Consider the following 16851-nt stretch of genomic DNA (forward strand, 5'->3'; position numbering starts at 1 on the left):
GCTCGAGCAGAAGGCACCGGCCGACTACGGCATCGAAATCAGGCCCCGACTCAAGGTGCTGAAGACCGAAGAGCCACCGGTCCGAAAGGTGGGGGTCAAGCTGGGCACTGTCGCTGAGCTGGTTGACAAGCTTCGGAACGAAGCCGGCGTTCTTTGAGCGGTTTCTGATAGAGGATCTGGACAGATGGCAATTCTCCTTATTGCGGAACACGACAACCGCTCGCTCTCCGAGCAGACCGCCAAGGCGCTTACCGCCGCCGCGAGGATCGGCTCCGACATCGACGTGCTGGTGGCCGGCCAGGACGCCAGGCCAGCCGCTGAAGCGGCGGCCAGGCTCGAAGGCGTGCGCAAGGTGCTGCTTGTGGAAAGCGCGGCCTTGGCCGGCCAACTGGCCGAACCACTTGCCGCGACCATCCTGTCGTTCGCCGACGGCTACAACGCGCTGGTTGCCGCCGCCACCAGCACGGGCAAGAACGTCATGCCGCGCGTCGCTGCGCTGCTCGACGTGATGCAGGTCTCGGACGTCATCGAAGTGGTGGACGAGAGGACCTTCAAGCGGCCGATCTACGCCGGCAACGCCATTCAGACGGTGGAGTCGAGCGACGCCAAGCGTGTCGTTACCGTACGCACCTCCGCATTCGCGGTGGCCGCTGCGACCGGGGGCGCAAGCATCGAGACCGCCGAAGCCCCGGAACTCCCGGTCGTCTCCAGTTTCGTGGAAAACAGGATCGAGCAGAGCGATCGTCCCGATCTCACCTCGGCCAAGGTGGTCGTCTCCGGCGGGCGCGCACTCGGCTCCAAGGAGAAGTTCGACGAACTCATCCTTCCGCTGGCCGACAAGCTGGGGGCCGCCGTCGGCGCGTCCCGCGCCGCGGTCGATGCCGCTTACGCACCGAACGACTGGCAGGTGGGCCAGACCGGCAAGGTCGTCGCTCCCGAGCTCTATATCGCCTGCGGTATCTCCGGCGCTATCCAGCATTTGGCCGGGATGAAAGAGTCGCGCGTGATCGTCGCGATCAACAGCGATGAGGAGGCGCCGATCTTCCAGATTGCCGACTACGGTCTCGTCGCCGATCTGTTCGAGGTGTTGCCGGAGTTCGAACGGGCACTTTGAAACGACGGTGAGCGAAGCGATGGAACTCGCTGAACGCGAGAGCATGGAATTTGACGTGGTGATCGTCGGCGCCGGGCCGTCTGGGCTCGCGGCGACGATCCGGAACGTGCCGCGTATCAAGGGCAGTCGCAACGCGGTGCTCTCAGGCGTCCTGGCAGCGGACAGGCTCGCTGCGGCCATCGCCGTCGGTCGCTTCAATGATGAGTCTGTCGAAATCTAGAACGCCTGGCGATCAAGCGATATCGGCAGGGATCTGAAACCGGTTCGCCTGGTCGAGGTTCGGTACCGCTCTTGGGTTAGTCCGTGGATGTGGTCGCCGTCCGGGAGGCGGTTGACGTAGAATCGGATGCCCCCTGCGCAGGACGGGCGAATGGCGCGCGATGCTGCGATCGCTTGCGCACCCATGGATATGCGTTCCTGGAGAACCGGTGACGATTCACGTGTCGGCCCGAGACTACCATCGTGAAGGCCATGCTCTGGGCATGGTCGTGATGGCGTGCGGCGTCATGCTGCTGCCCGTCATGGACGCGATCGCGAAGTACCTGGCTGCCGGTGGCATGGCTCCCGGTCAAATCGCCTTTTATCGTTTTTTCTTTCAGGTCCTGGAAACCGTGCCGGTGATCGTCGTCTTGCGCGGTTTTCGAGCACTGCGCCCGAAGCGGTTGTGGTTAAATCTGGTCAGGGGGTGTCTCCTGGGCGGGGCGAGTCTGTGCTTTTTCACCGCGGTCAAAATCCTGCCGCTGGCGGAGGCCATCGCCATTTTTTTCGTCGAGCCGTTCATCCTCACCATTCTTTCCGCGGTGATACTCGGCGAGCGCGTGGCCCGGGGCGTTTGGATGGCGATCGTCGTCGGCTTTTTCGGCGCTCTCATCGTCATCGATCCCAGCTTTTCGCACTACGGCCTCGTGGCGCTGCTTCCGCTGGGCGCTGCCACGCTTTTTGCCACTTATCTGTTGATGAATCGGGCTCTCGGGGTGTCCGATTCGCCGATCATCATGCAGTACGCGGCGGGTGTCGGAGGGAGTGTCTTTCTTGGCGGAATTCTCGCCGTCAACGGTGTGGCGTTCGGCGTCGCCGATCTCGCGCCGTCATTGCCCCATTCCTACGGGACGTGGGGGCTCATCCTGGCCCTGGGCGCCATCGCCGCCTATGGGCATCTGCTGATCGTCTGGGCCTTCCAGCATACGCCGGCCGCCGTTCTGGCCCCGTTTCAGTATCTCGAGATCGTCTCCGCCACGCTCGCCGGCTACCTCGTGTTCGCCCATGTTCCGACTCCGTCCAGCCTGTTGGGCATAGCCGTTATCGTTGGCGCGGGCCTGTACATGTTCTGGCGAGAGCGGTACTGAGTTGAGGGAGTGAAACCGGTCCCGAACATTCAATGCGGGTGCATTGAAGCCGTCAGTGTTTGATCAAGAAAGAATGCGTATGACACCGCGTACGGCCGGCTCGGTGATTCGCTGCGCGCGTTGTCCGAGGCCCAGCGGCTTGAGCCCCATGTTGACGGCCATGCGATAGGGATAGTGCCGATGCGCTATCGCTCTCGCCCTGCGGCTGAAAGCCCGGTAGTCCCGCTTGCGAAAGCGGCGCCCGGGGTGGCTTCCCGCGAAAGCGTGCTTGAAGGCGTAGTAGCCGTCTTCGCCGTTGATTTCGCGCACGCGTTCGAGCAGCGTTTTCAGCACGGCGGTGCGAGACGGACGTTCGCATGCGAGGTAGCGTTGGAAATACTGGTAAAAATGCTTGTAGTGGTAGGCCTCATCCGTGCGGATGTAGGCTGTGAGGTGGCTCAGCACCGGCTCGGGACTGGCCCGGTGGAGCATGGTGTAGAGCGTCGAGGTGCCGGTCTCGACGATGCAGCGTGCCGCCATCTCGAGCGCGCGGGTAGGGCCGAGCAGTTCGGTTTTGCAGAAGCGGCTGTAGTCTTCATGGAAGCGCTCGTAGTTTCGCTCCCAGTCGAAATCAGGCCATACGGTGTTGACGTAGCGGCGCAGAGCGGCTCCGTGCCGCAGTTCCTCGTGCTGCCAGCGTGATTCCAGCCAGTTCCGGATCTCTTCGTCACCGTCGAAGTAGTCAACGAGATTGCGCGTGTAGAGGTCCGTGGTGATCTCCACGAAGGAAGACGCGGTCAGTATCTGGAAGAAGAACGTATCGTCGGCGATGCGAGCGCGCTGTATCTCGGAGAATGGGATGTCGTCGATGGACCACCGGTGGTGGTGTGTCTCCAGATCTTCGGTTGCTGTCGTTCGCATCTATAGACGCCCTCTACACTCCTTGTGACCCTACGCCTACTTTAGACTGCAGCCTATAGAAAATGTTTCTGGAGGACGACTCGATGTCCGGTGAATTCGATTTGGCTCGCTCTTTGGGGAGACTGCTCAAGGCCTGTGGGCTTAGGATAACGACTGCGGAGTCCTGTACCGGCGGTTGGATCGCGAAGACGCTTACCGACGTGCCGGGCAGTTCAGCCTGGTTCGAGCGTGGTTTCGTGACATACAGCAACGATGCCAAACACGACATGCTGGATGTTCCCGTAGCGCTGATCGAACGCTACGGCGCGGTCAGCGGCGAATGCGTGGCGGCCATGGCCGAAGGCGCACTGCGCGCCGGACACGGCGATGTGGCGGTGGCGGTCAGCGGGATTGCCGGGCCGGATGGTGGTTCTGCCGAAAAGCCGGTGGGGACCGTATGGTTCGGTTTCAGCGGTGAGGGCGGCGACACGCAGACTTTGCATTGCCGCTTGCCCGGCGATCGTGAGGCGGTCAGGCGTGCGGCGGTGAGCGTTGCGCTGCGGGGGGTGATCGACCGGCTGGGAGGTGTCTGAGCGATATGTCGGCCGGTTCCCCGGAGGAGCGTCTCACCAGGGTTTTTTTCGCGGCCCTGCCGGAGCGTCGGACCCTGCGCGAACTCGAAACGGCGCTGCAGGGCTTGCCGCCGGGGCTTGGACGCAGAGTGCCGGTCGGCAATCTGCATCTGACGCTGGCATTCGTCGGGGGCGTGGTCGGAGAAGGCTTGGCTTGCCTGCGTGAAAAGGCGCAGCGGCTCGACACGCCGGATATCGATATGAGTCTGATGCACCTGGGCTGTTTCAACCGGGCAGGCGTGCTGTGGCTGGGCCCGGACGGAGTGCCGGCCGGGCTGTCCGCCCTGGCGCGGGAGTTGGCCGGAGTGCTCGCCGAGTGCGGAATCGTCGCGGAGACGCGTGCGTTTTCCCCCCATGTCACGCTCGCCCGTCGGGTACGGCGGCACGTACCCGACGGATTGAAGTTGCCGCCGGTAGTGTGGCGTTCGCACGGCTTCGCGCTGATGGAGTCGGTGAGCGGCGAGCACGGCGTGTGCTACCGCATCGTGGAACGCTATCGATCCCATGGCTGAGCGGTTTATGGGGCGCAGGAAGTATGGAATAATCTTTAACCTTTTTTACCCATTCGGCAGTTGAAGCGCTAGGAGGCTCCACAGGTGGACGAGAATCGCAAGAAGGCCCTCGCAGCGGCCCTTGGCCAGATCGAGAAGCAGTTCGGCAAGGGGTCCGTCATGCGCATGGGCGACGCTGCCGCCACGCGTGATATATCCGTGGTCTCCACCGGCTCCCTCGCGCTGGATATTGCTCTGGGCGTCGGCGGCCTGCCGCGCGGTCGCGTGGTCGAGATCTACGGGCCGGAGTCTTCGGGCAAGACCACGCTCACCCTGCAGGCTATCGCCCAGTGCCAGCGTCAGGGCGGCACCTGCGCCTTCGTCGACGCCGAGCATGCGCTCGATCCGGTCTATGCCGAGAAGCTCGGCGTGCAGGTCGATGACCTGCTGGTGTCGCAGCCGGATACCGGCGAGCAGGCGCTTGAAATCTCCGACATGCTGGTGCGCTCAGGCGCGGTTGATCTGGTGGTGATCGATTCGGTAGCGGCGTTGACGCCGAAGGCCGAAATCGAAGGCGAAATGGGTGATTCCCACGTCGGGCTGCAGGCGCGCCTGATGTCGCAGGCGCTGCGTAAGCTGACTGCCAACATCAAACGTTCCAATACGCTGGTGATCTTCATCAACCAGATCCGTATGAAGATCGGCGTGATGTTCGGCAGCCCGGAGACGACCACCGGCGGCAACGCGTTGAAGTTCTACTCCTCGGTGCGCCTGGACATCCGCCGCGTGGGCGCGATCAAGAAGGGCGACGAGGTCATCGGCAACGAAACCCGCGTCAAAGTGGTCAAAAACAAGGTGGCGCCGCCGTTCCGCCAAGCCGAGTTCGAGATCCTCTACGGCGAGGGCATTTCGCGCGAAGGTGAGCTGATCGAACTCGGAGTGCGCGAGGGGCTGGTGGAAAAGTCCGGGGCCTGGTACAGCTACAACGGCGAGCGCATCGGGCAGGGTAAGGACAACGTCCGCAATTTCCTGAAGGAACACTCCGAGATGGCTGGCGAGATCGACCGTACGCTGCGCGAGCGTCTGTTGCCCAAGCGCAGCGATGAGACGACCAATGCCGAACAGGAAGTCGATGCCTGAAAGCCGGTGTGCGGAGTCTGATGCGGTTTGAGATCAGATAGCGAACGTACGCCGCGCGATGTTGCCATCGGTCTGCTCGCGCGGCGTGAACACGCGCAGGCCGAGCTGCGCGCCAAGCTGCGCGGTAGGGGGTTTTCGGATACGGAGATCGCTCACACGCTGGGCGAACTTCGGGCTGAGGGCTTGCAGAGCGACACCCGCTACGCGGAGTCGTACGTGCGTAGCCGGGCCGAACGCAGTTACGGACCGGTGAGAATCGGCGCCGAGCTGCGCCAGCGCGGCGTCGATGCGGCTTGTATCGAGCGGGCGTTGGCGGAATACGAGGGCGATTGGGACGAAGTCGCCCGCAACTATTACCGGCGGCACTTTGGCGGTGCGCCGCCGGCGGATTTTCAGGAGCGAGCGAAGCGGCTGCGGCACATGCAGCAGCGGGGCTTCGGAGTGGACAACTTGCGCGCATTGGCGGATGTCGATGACGCGGCTGACGATTGACGGACCGACATGATCACGAGTGCAGAACTGCGCAGCAGATTTCTCGAATTCTTCCGGGCGAACGGCCACGAAATCGTGCCGTCCAGCTCGCTGGTGCCCGGCAACGACCCGACGCTGCTGTTCACTGCAGCCGGCATGGTGCAGTTCAAGGACGTTTTCCTGGGCGAGGACCGCCGCTCCTACACGCGCGCCACGACCGCGCAGCGTTGCGTGCGCGCCGGCGGCAAGCACAACGACCTGGAGAACGTCGGCTACACCGCGCGGCATCACACTTTCTTCGAAATGCTGGGCAACTTCAGCTTCGGCGACTACTTCAAGCGCGAGGCGATCGGCTATGCCTGGCGTTTCCTGACGGAGGAACTCGGGCTGCCGGCCGGCAAGCTGTGGGTCACCGTATATGCCGACGACGACGAGGCCGCGGACATCTGGCTCAAGGAGGTCGGCGTCGATCCGGCGCGTTTCACGCGTATCGGCGACAAGCCCGGCGGCAAGCGCTATGACAGCGACAACTTCTGGACCATGGGCGATACCGGCCCCTGTGGTCCGTGTACCGAGATTTTCTACGATCACGGCCCCGAGGTCGCCGGCGGTCCCCCGGGCACGCCCGAGGAGGATGGCGACCGCTACATCGAGATCTGGAATCTGGTCTTCATGCAGTACGAGCGTGACCGCGAGGGCACGCTCACGCCGCTGCCCAAGCCCTCGGTCGATACCGGCATGGGGCTGGAGCGTCTGGCGGCGGTGCTGCAGGGTGTGCACAGCAATTACGAGATCGACCTGTTCCAGAACCTGATGCGCGCCGTGGCCGAACTGGCCGGACTGGATACGCTCGACAACCCGTCGCTGCGAGTCATTGCCGATCACATCCGCTCGTGCAGCTTTCTGATCACGGACGGCGTGGTGCCCTCCAACGAAGGGCGCGGCTACGTGCTGCGCCGCATCATCCGCCGCGCCGCGCGCCACGGGCACCGGCTCGGTCTGCGCGAACCCTTTTTCTACCGCCTGGTCGTGCCGCTGGTGGCCGAGATGGGGAAGGCCTACCCCGAACTGGCCGAAGCCGAGGCCAGGGTGGAACAGGTGCTGGCGCAGGAGGAGGAGCGTTTTGCGGAAACGCTGGAGAACGGCCTGCGGCTGCTGGAGGAGGCGGTGCGCAACCTGCCTGACCGGCGCCTGCCCGGCGAGCTGATCTTCCGCCTCTACGACACCTACGGTTTTCCGGTCGATCTGACCGCGGATATCGCGCGCGAGCAGAATCTGGAACTCGACATGCAGGGCTTCGAGCGCGAGATGGAGGCGCAGCGGGCCAAGGCGCGTGCGGCGAGCCGTTTCGAGGCCGATTACGGCGCCGGCGTGAAGTTCGACAGCAAGACCCGGTTCGTCGGTTACGAACACCTGGAAGATGAGGGCATCGTCGTTGCGTTGCTCAAGGACGGCGCGCAGGTCGAGGCGCTGGAAGCGGGCGACGAAGGCGTCGTGGTGCTCGACAGTACGCCGTTCTACGCCGAGTCCGGCGGGCAGGTCGGCGATACCGGCGAATTGCAGGCCGAGGGCATGAGCTTCGCCGTCAGCGATACGCGCAAGTTCGGCGAAGCGCACGGCCATCTGGGTCGCCTGGAACAAGGCGCCTTGCGCATCGGCGACCGCGTGGAGGCGAGGGTGGATGGTGCGCGCCGTCAGGCCATCGTACTCAACCACTCCGCCACCCATCTGCTGCACGAAGCGTTGCGCCGGGTGCTGGGTGACCACGTCGAACAGAAGGGTTCGCTGGTCGCGCCCCAACGGCTGCGTTTCGATTTCGCCCACTATCAGGCGGTCACGCCGGAGCAATTGCGCGAGGTCGAGCACATCGTCAACGCGCAGATTCGCGAGAACCTCGATGCCGATGCCAGCGTGATGTCGCTGGATGAGGCGAAGCGCAGCGGCGCACGCGCGCTGTTCGGCGAGAAGTACGGCGACGAGGTGCGCGTGCTCAACATCGGATTTTCCACAGAGTTGTGCGGCGGTACGCACGTGCGCCGCGTCGGCGACATCGGGCTGTTCAAGATCATCTCCGAAGGCGGTGTTGCCGCGGGCGTACGCCGCATCGAGGCCGTTTCCGGCGAACAGGCGCTGCAGCTGGTCGAGGACAACGAGTCGCGGCTCGGCGCGATCGCCGAGCTGCTCAAGTCCGCCCGCGACGACGTTGACGACAAGCTGCGCCAGTTGGTGGAGCGTTCGCGCCAGCTCGAACGCGCGCTGGAAGAGGCGCGCAGCAAGCTGGCCGCGCAGGTCGGCACGGATCTGACCGCACAGGCGCAAAGCGTCGGCGACTTGAAGGTGCTGGCCGCGCGTCTCGATGGACTGGATGCGAAGGCCCTGCGCGAGACGCTGGACCGGCTCAAGGATCAGCTCGGTCGTGCGGTGGTCGTGCTCGGCGCGGCCGGCGAGGACGGACGGGTCACCCTGGTGGCCGGTGTGACCAAGAGCGAAACTGCACAGATTCGCGCTGGCGACGTGATCAACCATGTCGCCCGCCAGGTCGGCGGCAAGGGCGGTGGCCGGCCTGACATGGCGCAGGCCGGCGGCAATGAACCGGAGAAACTGGATACCGCGCTGGCGTCGGTCGCGGACTGGATCTCCGAACAACTGGCCCAGAGCGCGGTCTAGCAAGGACGCTGAACCTCCCTTTGAGGTGTGATTCCATGGAGCCTGTATGGCACTGATTGTTCAAAAATATGGCGGCACGTCGGTCGGCACGACCGAGCGCATCGAGCATGTGGCGCGCAAGATCAAGGCGTTTCGTGATCAGGGTGACGATCTGGTCGTGGTGGTGTCGGCGATGTCGGGCGAGACCAACCGCCTGCTGGAACTGGCCGATGCGGTGCATCCACAGGCCCGAGGCCGTGAACTCGACGTCTTACTGTCCACCGGCGAGCAGGTCACCATCGCGCTGTTGAGTATGGCCTTGTCCCGCCTGGGTTGTCCGGCCCGTTCGTACACCGGCTCGCAGGTGCATATCCTGACCGACAGCGAGTTCAACAAGGCCCGCATCCGCACCATCGAACAGGGGCGTATCCGCGACGACCTGGGCAAGGGGCGCGTGGTAGTGGTCGCCGGTTTCCAGGGCGTGGACGAGCAGGGCAACATCACCACGCTGGGCCGCGGCGGTTCGGATACCACGGCGGTCGCGCTGGCTGCGGCGCTCGGTGCCGACGAGTGTCAGATCTACACGGACGTGGACGGTGTCTACACCACGGATCCGCGGGTCGTGAGCGACGCCAGACGGCTTGATCGCATCACCTTCGAGGAAATGCTGGAGATGGCCAGCCTCGGCTCCAAGGTGCTGCAGATTCGCTCGGTGGAGTTCGCCGGCAAGTACAACGTCCCCCTGCGGGTGCTTTCGACTTTCGTCGATGGGCCCGGTACGCTGATTACTTTCGAGGACGAGGATATGGAAGACGCGCTGATTTCCGGTATCGCCTTCAGTCGCGATGAAGCGCAACTCACGATTACCGGCGTGCCGGACCACCCCGGTGTGGCCTACAAGATCATCGGCGCGGTTTCGGCGCTCAATATCGAAGTCGACATGATCGTGCAGAATGTCGGTGCCGACGGCCTTACCGACTTCACGTTCACCGTGCACCGCAACGACTACGAACGTGCGCTTGAACGTTTGCGCGACGCGGCCAGTGAGCTGAAAGCGAACGAAGTGCGCGGCGATACGCGCATCGCGAAGGTCTCGCTGGTGGGCGTGGGCATGCGCTCGCACGCCGGTATCGCCAGCACGATGTTCGAGGCGCTGGGGCGCGAAGGCGTAAATATTCTGATGATTTCCACCTCAGAGATTAAAATTTCTGTCATCATCCAGGAAAAGTACCTCGAACTCGCGGTGCGTGCGTTGCATGATGCCTTCGAACTTGCGGGGCCACCGGAGGAGAGAGTCGATTCGGCTGGAACCTGACCCATGGACACGGGTATTGTCGAATCGGAACAGGCAGGAGGCTTGGGATGCTGATTTTAACGCGGCGGGTGGGTGAAACGCTCATCATAGGCGACGATATCGCCATCACGGTACTGGGGGTCAAGGGTAACCAAGTGCGTCTTGGCATAAAGGCGCCGCGTGATGTCACCGTGCATCGCGAAGAGGTCTACCAGCGCATACATCAGGACACTACGGAGCCGGCTGGCGACGAGTCCGATTGATTATGGGTTTACCTATTAGATAAGGGCGGGTATCCTTACGCCCCTCGACCGATACGGTCGCCGGACACGCCCCCCGAAATCGGGTGCCGGGTTCGGAGTGTAAAGCGAATCACGGAGAGATGGCCGAGAGGCTGAAGGCGCTCCCCTGCTAAGGGAGTATGGGGTCAAAAGCTCCATCGAGGGTTCGAATCCCTCTCTCTCCGCCATATACAGAAAACCCAGTCAATACAGCATGTTGGCTGGGTTTTTTTGTTTCTAATAAACCATTATTAATGTGTGGTTATTGCTGGTTCACGGCAATTCAGTGGAGCGCCAGTGGAGCGTTAGTCTCAATGCGTCCTATTCGTGCTCACTAGTGCTTTTTGGTGCTTGCCTGTTTCTGGAGCGCCAGTGGAGCGGAGGACATCGGCCCCATATCTGGTGACATTTGTTGCGCCGGTGATCCGCATGTTGTATTTCTATAAGCATGCAACTGACCCATTGCCATAGCGTTTCTGGCTCCGATTCTGGTGTTTTCGCGCGGCTCGATGCGTTGACGTTCGCGCGACGGCCACGATTAATGTGGCTACTCGCGTGCGGAACCCTAATGCAAGTCACGGTCCTAGCGCGGATGGGTGCCGACGGACTCTTGATTTCCAGCCTAGGGGGGCTTGTCGGGTTGGTGGTGACTGCGGTTTTTGTCGTGTACCGCTGGCGCTCCGATAATGAACGTCCTTCGTTGGGCAAAGAGCGTCTATGGATGCTCGCGGTGCTTGTGGCGCTAAGTTTGGCCTTGATACCCCATTTCGGGGTGTTAGCGTTGGTCGCGGTAGGGTATTTGGCTATCGGTGGCTTAGCTCTATGTATATTTCGCGGGGCGATACAACTCATCCTGTCGCTCAAGCCAACGCTAGTGCGCATCTTGCCTAGACGTTTGCTCTCCTCCGGAGAATCAACTTCGGTTATCCCCTCACGTACAGATTCTTCCCGGCGCCCTCCGCGCAATCCTCCGACTGCATGACCTGAGTAGCCGCGTAAGCGGCATAACGAATGGCATGCAGCCGGGGTGACGACTGGCTGTCGTACCTCGACTGCACATCTGCACGAGGTGCGACATGGATTCACCCCGCATACTGAACCGCATTGGGGATCATGCGGCCGCGCTGAATATCGCGCGATCGACATTCTACCGGGCGTTGCCGGATCTGATGGCCCGGGGTTACCCAGCCCGATGGATCGGCCGACAACTCGTCGGGGAATACGATGCGATCATGGACTGGCTCTCGGTTGGAGACAGCCGCGCTACTCCTGACGCTGAGCCACGCCCTAAGCCCCAGGCTCAATCTGAATCCCAGTCTGAATCGAGCCCTCAGAGGCGCGGGCGTGGTCGGCCGCGTAAGGCGCCTCTATCTGTTCGATCTGAGAGGGTGCGGCCATGAACGAAAACCCTCGGGGCATCATCAGGGTTGCGCAGAGGCGTGACCCTTATGCACGCATCCCACGCCGCACCATAGATCGCCTTGCGACGGATGGACAGTTGGACACGCTGGGAGTGCTGATTTGGATACTAGGCCATAGTGACGGTTGGGAAGTACGGATTGGTCCCATGCTGCGCACGCTGCGCATAGGTCGAGACAAGTGGAACCGTATGCGTCGCTACCTAGAGCAGCTAGGCCTGTATCGATCGATCAAAGTGCGCGCCACCGGTGGACGAATAGAGTGGGTTCACACCGTCCACGATGAGCCACTCCAGCCAGACGGAACCATAGCCGGGTTAGCCGTCGATGGTTGGCCCGGCCATATACGTATTACAGAAACCCCACGTATCCCTGATGTACCTATAACTGATGTTACTCGTGCGCGCCCACGCGCGAATTCGAGGGCATTAGCAGACACATCAAAACACAATAGCCCGCGCCGTCAGGCCTTCAATGACAAGTATGTGGAGAGGCATGCTCGGCCTGGCGAGACATGGGAGGCGGCGAAAATGAGGCTGTCCCGCGAGCTTATCCAAGGCTTGAATAGAGATACCTCCCAGGATCTAGACCCCTCTCTGCCCACCTATGACATGCAGGGGAGCCGTCGATGAAGATAATGCACCCATTGTTCCTGGCTTTCGCCATCGCTCTGTGTGTGATCCCACAGGCTCGCGCGGTTTCCGAGTTTGCTGGTTCGACTTGGCCCGAACAGGTCGTGCAGGAAATCACGGCGACCGAGCAGTACGCCAAGCAAGCGACCGAGGTAGCCACACAGCTCCAGCAGCTCGAAAACCAGGTCATCAACATGGCGAACCTAGGCAGCGGATCGTGGTCATCCGCACAGTCGGCGCTATCGCAGCTTGCGCAGACAGTCTCCGCCGCCGAGGGCATTTCGTATGCCGCGCAAAACTCGCTCAACACCATGCAGCAGAACGGCAACCCACTCGCCGCCGACATGTCAAAACAGATCGGCACCTGGCGCTCGAACTACACCGCCCAGGTAAAACAGTATTTGCAGCTATCGGGACTCGGCACGAACGGATTTAGCACGCTCAGTCAGGCGCTCAACAGCATCGCCGAGGCGGGCAACTCCGCCAGCGGGCGAAAGGCTGTGCTCCAGGCCGGCAACCAGATCGCGGCGACGAGTGTCCAGGCGCTCCAATCGCTCAGCCAGCAACTGCACACCGCCCATGCGCTGCAGATGGAGCACCAGCAGCTCCAGGACAAACAACAGGCAACGGCGACAGCGAACGCGAATGCCGACGCGCAGAACTGGAACGCGCACGGCGGCAACGCTATGCCGAACCTGAACCAAGGCACAGGGGGCACAACCGACACCATCATTCCCGCCCAAGGCCCTGCCAATCTGGGTTTCTTCAACTGAGGGCGACAAGATGAATACGTGCCACTCTGGAGATTCAATAGTCAATGCCCTGGTTTCGTCAGGGATAGTGCCGACTGATCTGGTCGATGCTTTCATGGCTGCACCGGCAGAAATCCGCCGGCGCTGTTTCGACAGTGGTCAAACGATCACTGCCGGTGCCTTGTTTGAAATTCACCCGCTCGCTGAACTGTTCCCGTCGATGACCCAGGATCAGTACGAGGCATTGCGGGACGACATCGCCTAAAATGGGGTAAGGGAACCGATTCATGTCTATCAAGGCAAAATACTCGACGGGAAACATCGCCAGCGTGCGTGTATCGAGTTGGGTATCGATCCGCCGCGCAGGAAGTTCCGCGGCAAGGACCCGGTGGCGTTCGTCGTGTCCCAAAATTTGCGCCGACGACATCTAACAAGTTCGCAGCGAGCGATGGTGGCGGCGACGATCGCCACATTGGCGCGAGGCGCCCCGAAAGGGAATCGAAACGCGGCCGGCAAAGCTGGTAATGAAAGCAAATCTGCACCTTTGCGGAATGGCCATCCGACTGGTAGTACTCAAGCTGAGCCCATAAGAAACCCCAACACCGTCGGCGTATCTCAGCGCCAGGCGGGTGAACTGATGGGGATTAGCGACCGGAGCATTACGAGCGCCAGGAAAGTGCGTGAGCTGGGGAGCCCTGCACTCATTGAGGCGGTAGAACGCGGCGATTTGTCAGTCTCGGCAGCCGTTGGTATCGCGCAAACACTGCCTGCCGATATCCAGGCTCAGATAGTGTCAGGAGGGTTGGGCAAAGACGCGGCGCGGTACATACGAACGCATGCCCGTGAAATCGCTCAGGTACTCGTGGGGGATGCCGATGCGGCCGCCGCTGTTGTTGATCTGATTCGCAAGAGTAGGACGAGGCCAGTTGAAGCGGTGAGTCCTGAAAAACCAGCCGCTTGCAGTAGCCTTGGTGTGCAAGACGCCTGGCATGAGGTGTCCGACAGGCCGCCTCGGACTGCCACCAAATACCTGGTTTTCCTTCCCGACACCCCTGATCCCGAGGGTGATATGCGGTTAGGCCACTACGTTGGTCCTAGTGCTGCCGACTGGATTGATCCCCATACCGGTGCCTGTATCCAGCCTAGCCATTGGATGCTGAAACCTCCACGCCCAGTAGCTAATCGCGATGCGTAGCAACGCTTCCACGATTGACCTTCGTATTCTCAATATCGAGGAAAAGATCATGAAAATTCGCAAGCTCGCCAGTATCGCCATAGTTGCTGGCATCGGTTTGTTTAGCCTGTCCGGTTGCAGCCATGCGGCCGATCAAAGTCATGGCCCATACGCCGGTAAATCCATGCAATGGTTCGCCAAGCATCCCGACGCAATGAAGGCGCAGCTCCATTGGTGTGACAAGCACTTGACTCGCGCTGAGATTGACAGTCCCACCTACGCGCCACAGCACGAACCCGCGTGCCGCAACGCTTACGCGGTACAAGGGGGCTGAACGATGAAATCACGTCACGCTTTTGTTGCCGCTGCGCTGGCCCTGGCGCCGGCAATGGCGAATGCCGCGCCGATGGGACTGGATGCCATCCAGCAGACGTTCCAATCGGCTACGGCAAACTGGTTGGGCAATAGTTTGCATCTGGGGGTGGGCACGTTTGGCGCGCTCGCTACGATCGAATATGTGTGGTGGGCGGCCAACCGGACTCTCAAGGGCGGCGAGGTTGGCGACCTCGCCGCTGGAGCGTTCCTGAAGTTCCTTAGCCTCGGCTTCTTTGCCCTCTTGATGATGTACGCACCAACGTGGATACCGGACGTGCTGAATGGTTTTGCCACGGCCGCCATCAAGATCGGCGGCGGGTCTGGCGTTTTCCAGGCTGGTCAGCTCGACCTCAACCATATATTCATGACCGGTATCTCACTGGCCGAGAGTCTGTACGTCGCCTTCGGGAACTCGCATCTCGCCCCCGTGAGTTTCGGAATCCCGAACATGACGTGGGTGATGGCGTCGATCACGGTTCTGGTCGCTGCCGTGATGTGCGTGGTGGCGTTCGCGATGATCGCCGCACAAGTGCTCATTACGCTGATAGAGGCCTATGTCGCTGTCGGTGGCGGCGCGCTCATGCTGGCCTTCAATGGCTCGCGCTGGACTCAGCCGTTCGCCGAGAAGTACATCGGTTATGTGTTCAGCGTTGGGGTGAAAATCTTCGTCCTGTTTCTCATTGTCGGCCTGGCCTTGCATGTGGGGAACACCTGGATACCGGAGATTCAAAGCATGGGGTCGAGCTGGAATAGTGGTTCCACGCTGAATCTGGCCAATGGCGGCCAAACCACGCTAGGCCCGATGGTGTTCATTGAGATAGGCGTCGAAGCTCTGTTGCTGGGGACTGTCGCCTGGATGGTGCCAGGTCTGGCCGGTAGCCTCATGAACGGTGCTCCGTCGATGAGTCTCGGTTCTGTCGGCGCAGCGGCCGGCGCTCTTGGTGCTGCTGGCGCCGGCGTTGCCGCGGCTGGTGCAGCCAAGGCCATGACAACCGCAGACTCGACGATTGGCGCCGCCAAGTTCGGCGGAAGCCTGGGGAACCTGGCGCGCGGTTCCGGTATCGGCGCGGCGGCAACCGCTGGCCTCTCGGCCCTGTCTGGCGCCGCCTCCGATGCGTTCCGTGGCCGAGGTGGGGCGATGGCGTCACAGATTGCTGGTGGCCTAGGCGACAGGGCCGTTTCCGGTTTCGGCGTCGGTACGACCGGCGGAGGCCTCGCTAACCGTGTACGGGCATTTGGCGGGGGTGCTGGAACAGGAGCCGGGGCGAGCCTGCGTAACGGTATCGAAGGCGCCGGTGTCGGTGTCTCAGACAAGGGAGCGCGGGATGGCTTCGGGGGAGGTAGTGGTGCCAGTGGGCCAACCGGCGCGCGCTTCAGTAGCCCCTTGGCCGACAAAGCGGCCGAGCTGGAAAAGGGGCGCAATCCCCTCGGGGATCACAACCGGATGCCACACCAGGGGCACGCCGGTGGCATCACGATTCGATTTGGCCACCAAACGGACTAGGCCATGAAAAGCCTTGATCAGATTCAACGGCTCATCGCCGAAAAAGAGGCCGAGCTAGAGCGCCTGCACCTCCAGGCGCGCGAGCTGGCCAGACTCCACGCCGAAGGCCTCGGACGCCAGGAGGCGACTGCGCCAAAACTGCGTTGCCCGGCCGGCATCACAATTCGGTTCAACCGATAGGAGACACCCGATGAAACGCTTTGACTATCTACGCGGATTCTTGCAGGAAGGCATGGCCAGCATGGAGCCTGAGCGTCGGCACGGTTTCCCGGCTCGCATGGGCATGGGGGTCGGCATCATGACCCTGGCGGGCTTCTTCGATGGCTGGACGCGCCTGGCGGTGATCGTGGTGCTGATGACCCTCGGCCTCTCGTATCTGTTCTGGCGCGACCCAGAGATAGGGACGCGTGTGCGCCGGTGGTTTCGTCGGTAGGGGGGGCGATATAACGGAGGTTAAGCCAAGCCTGTAGTGGTGCGCGTACCAGGGTCAAGGGCCGATATAACGAACTGATATCGATACCCGATACAATAGCGATATCCGATACGGTATCGGATATCGCTATTGTGACGCCCAGCTTTGTCGAGTGAACCGCCCCGGTTTTCGCGGAGGCTGTTGGGTTTAAGTTAAGCGGCAATGGGGATTGGCTGCCCGAGTTGCCGATAGTAGTTTGCCTCAGCTTCTGCGGGCGGGATATAGCCCAA

Annotated in this window: 17 protein-coding genes and 1 tRNA gene; 16 read left to right on the plus strand and 2 right to left on the minus strand. The window is 61.8% G+C overall.

The features are described from left to right. The first annotated feature begins 184 nt into the window (after window positions 1-184). The 3 genes from P8014_RS17465 (at window position 185) to P8014_RS17475 (ending at window position 2460) form a co-directional block, all read left to right on the plus strand. Window positions 185-1114 carry an electron transfer flavoprotein subunit alpha/FixB family protein gene (locus P8014_RS17465; RefSeq protein ID WP_337818605.1) on the plus strand — a complete coding sequence of 310 codons (930 nt, stop codon included), beginning with the start codon at window positions 185-187 and terminating at the stop codon, window positions 1112-1114. 7 nt (window positions 1115-1121) lie between these two features. Beyond that, the gene (locus P8014_RS17470; RefSeq protein ID WP_337818606.1) at window positions 1122-1334 is read left to right on the plus strand and encodes a hypothetical protein; all 213 of its coding nucleotides are present in this window, start codon (window positions 1122-1124) and stop codon (window positions 1332-1334) included. A gap of 286 nt (window positions 1335-1620) precedes the next feature. Continuing rightward, window positions 1621-2460 (plus strand): DMT family transporter, encoded by an 840-nt coding sequence (locus P8014_RS17475; protein ID WP_337818607.1) that lies wholly within the window; start codon window positions 1621-1623, stop codon window positions 2458-2460. 63 nt (window positions 2461-2523) lie between these two features. Here the strand turns inward: P8014_RS17475 and P8014_RS17480 are convergent, their stop codons facing one another. Beyond that, the gene (locus tag P8014_RS17480; RefSeq protein WP_337818608.1) at window positions 2524-3360 is read right to left on the minus strand and encodes a ferritin-like domain-containing protein; all 837 of its coding nucleotides are present in this window, start codon (window positions 3358-3360) and stop codon (window positions 2524-2526) included. 83 nt (window positions 3361-3443) lie between these two features. Here P8014_RS17480 and pncC point away from each other — a divergent pair, with 83 nt between their 5' ends. From pncC to P8014_RS17525, 9 genes are all read left to right on the plus strand, one after another. Continuing rightward, a complete protein-coding gene (gene pncC, locus P8014_RS17485) occupies window positions 3444-3932 on the plus strand; it encodes a nicotinamide-nucleotide amidase (protein WP_337818609.1) in 489 nt (162 codons plus the stop codon). Between the two features lie 5 nt (window positions 3933-3937). Further along, window positions 3938-4483 carry an RNA 2',3'-cyclic phosphodiesterase gene (gene thpR / locus P8014_RS17490; RefSeq protein WP_337818610.1) on the plus strand — a complete coding sequence of 182 codons (546 nt, stop codon included), beginning with the start codon at window positions 3938-3940 and terminating at the stop codon, window positions 4481-4483. 84 nt (window positions 4484-4567) lie between these two features. Continuing rightward, window positions 4568-5602, plus strand: coding sequence for a recombinase RecA (gene recA, locus P8014_RS17495; protein WP_337818611.1), 1035 nt, complete (start codon window positions 4568-4570; stop codon window positions 5600-5602). Window positions 5603-5629: 27 nt separating this feature from the next. Further along, window positions 5630-6094 carry a regulatory protein RecX gene (locus tag P8014_RS17500; protein ID WP_337818612.1) on the plus strand — a complete coding sequence of 155 codons (465 nt, stop codon included), beginning with the start codon at window positions 5630-5632 and terminating at the stop codon, window positions 6092-6094. A 12-nt stretch (window positions 6095-6106) separates the two neighbouring features. Further along, a complete protein-coding gene (alaS, locus tag P8014_RS17505; protein WP_337818621.1) occupies window positions 6107-8740 on the plus strand; it encodes an alanine--tRNA ligase in 2634 nt (877 codons plus the stop codon). A gap of 46 nt (window positions 8741-8786) precedes the next feature. After that, window positions 8787-10034, plus strand: coding sequence for an aspartate kinase (locus P8014_RS17510; RefSeq protein WP_337818613.1), 1248 nt, complete (start codon window positions 8787-8789; stop codon window positions 10032-10034). Window positions 10035-10081: 47 nt separating this feature from the next. Then, window positions 10082-10276 carry a carbon storage regulator CsrA gene (gene csrA / locus P8014_RS17515; protein WP_337818614.1) on the plus strand — a complete coding sequence of 65 codons (195 nt, stop codon included), beginning with the start codon at window positions 10082-10084 and terminating at the stop codon, window positions 10274-10276. 113 nt (window positions 10277-10389) lie between these two features. Further along, window positions 10390-10482 (plus strand) — tRNA-Ser (locus P8014_RS17520). A gap of 1858 nt (window positions 10483-12340) precedes the next feature. Next, complete coding sequence (locus tag P8014_RS17525) at window positions 12341-13117, plus strand: hypothetical protein (RefSeq protein WP_337818615.1); 777 nt, start codon at window positions 12341-12343, stop codon at window positions 13115-13117. 58 nt (window positions 13118-13175) lie between these two features. Here the strand turns inward: P8014_RS17525 and P8014_RS17530 are convergent, their stop codons facing one another. Continuing rightward, entirely contained in the window at window positions 13176-13523 is a 348-nt protein-coding gene (locus P8014_RS17530) for a hypothetical protein (protein ID WP_337818616.1), read from the minus strand. A 760-nt stretch (window positions 13524-14283) separates the two neighbouring features. On the opposite strand from P8014_RS17530, the gene P8014_RS17535 reads away from it, so the two are divergent. The 4 genes from P8014_RS17535 to P8014_RS17550 are packed head-to-tail and all read left to right on the plus strand — an operon-like array spanning window position 14284 to window position 16582. Next, the gene (locus P8014_RS17535; protein WP_337818617.1) at window positions 14284-14604 is read left to right on the plus strand and encodes a hypothetical protein; all 321 of its coding nucleotides are present in this window, start codon (window positions 14284-14286) and stop codon (window positions 14602-14604) included. A gap of 3 nt (window positions 14605-14607) precedes the next feature. Next, a complete protein-coding gene (gene trbL, locus P8014_RS17540; protein WP_337818618.1) occupies window positions 14608-16149 on the plus strand; it encodes a P-type conjugative transfer protein TrbL in 1542 nt (513 codons plus the stop codon). 3 nt (window positions 16150-16152) lie between these two features. Then, window positions 16153-16329, plus strand: a complete 177-nt coding sequence (locus P8014_RS17545; RefSeq protein WP_337818619.1) for a hypothetical protein — start codon at window positions 16153-16155, stop codon at window positions 16327-16329. 10 nt (window positions 16330-16339) lie between these two features. Beyond that, window positions 16340-16582 carry a hypothetical protein gene (locus P8014_RS17550; RefSeq protein WP_337818620.1) on the plus strand — a complete coding sequence of 81 codons (243 nt, stop codon included), beginning with the start codon at window positions 16340-16342 and terminating at the stop codon, window positions 16580-16582. Window positions 16583-16851 lie beyond the last annotated feature (269 nt).

Source organism: Acidihalobacter sp., assembly GCF_037381185.1.
Lineage (GTDB): Bacteria > Pseudomonadota > Gammaproteobacteria > DSM-5130 > Acidihalobacteraceae > Acidihalobacter_A.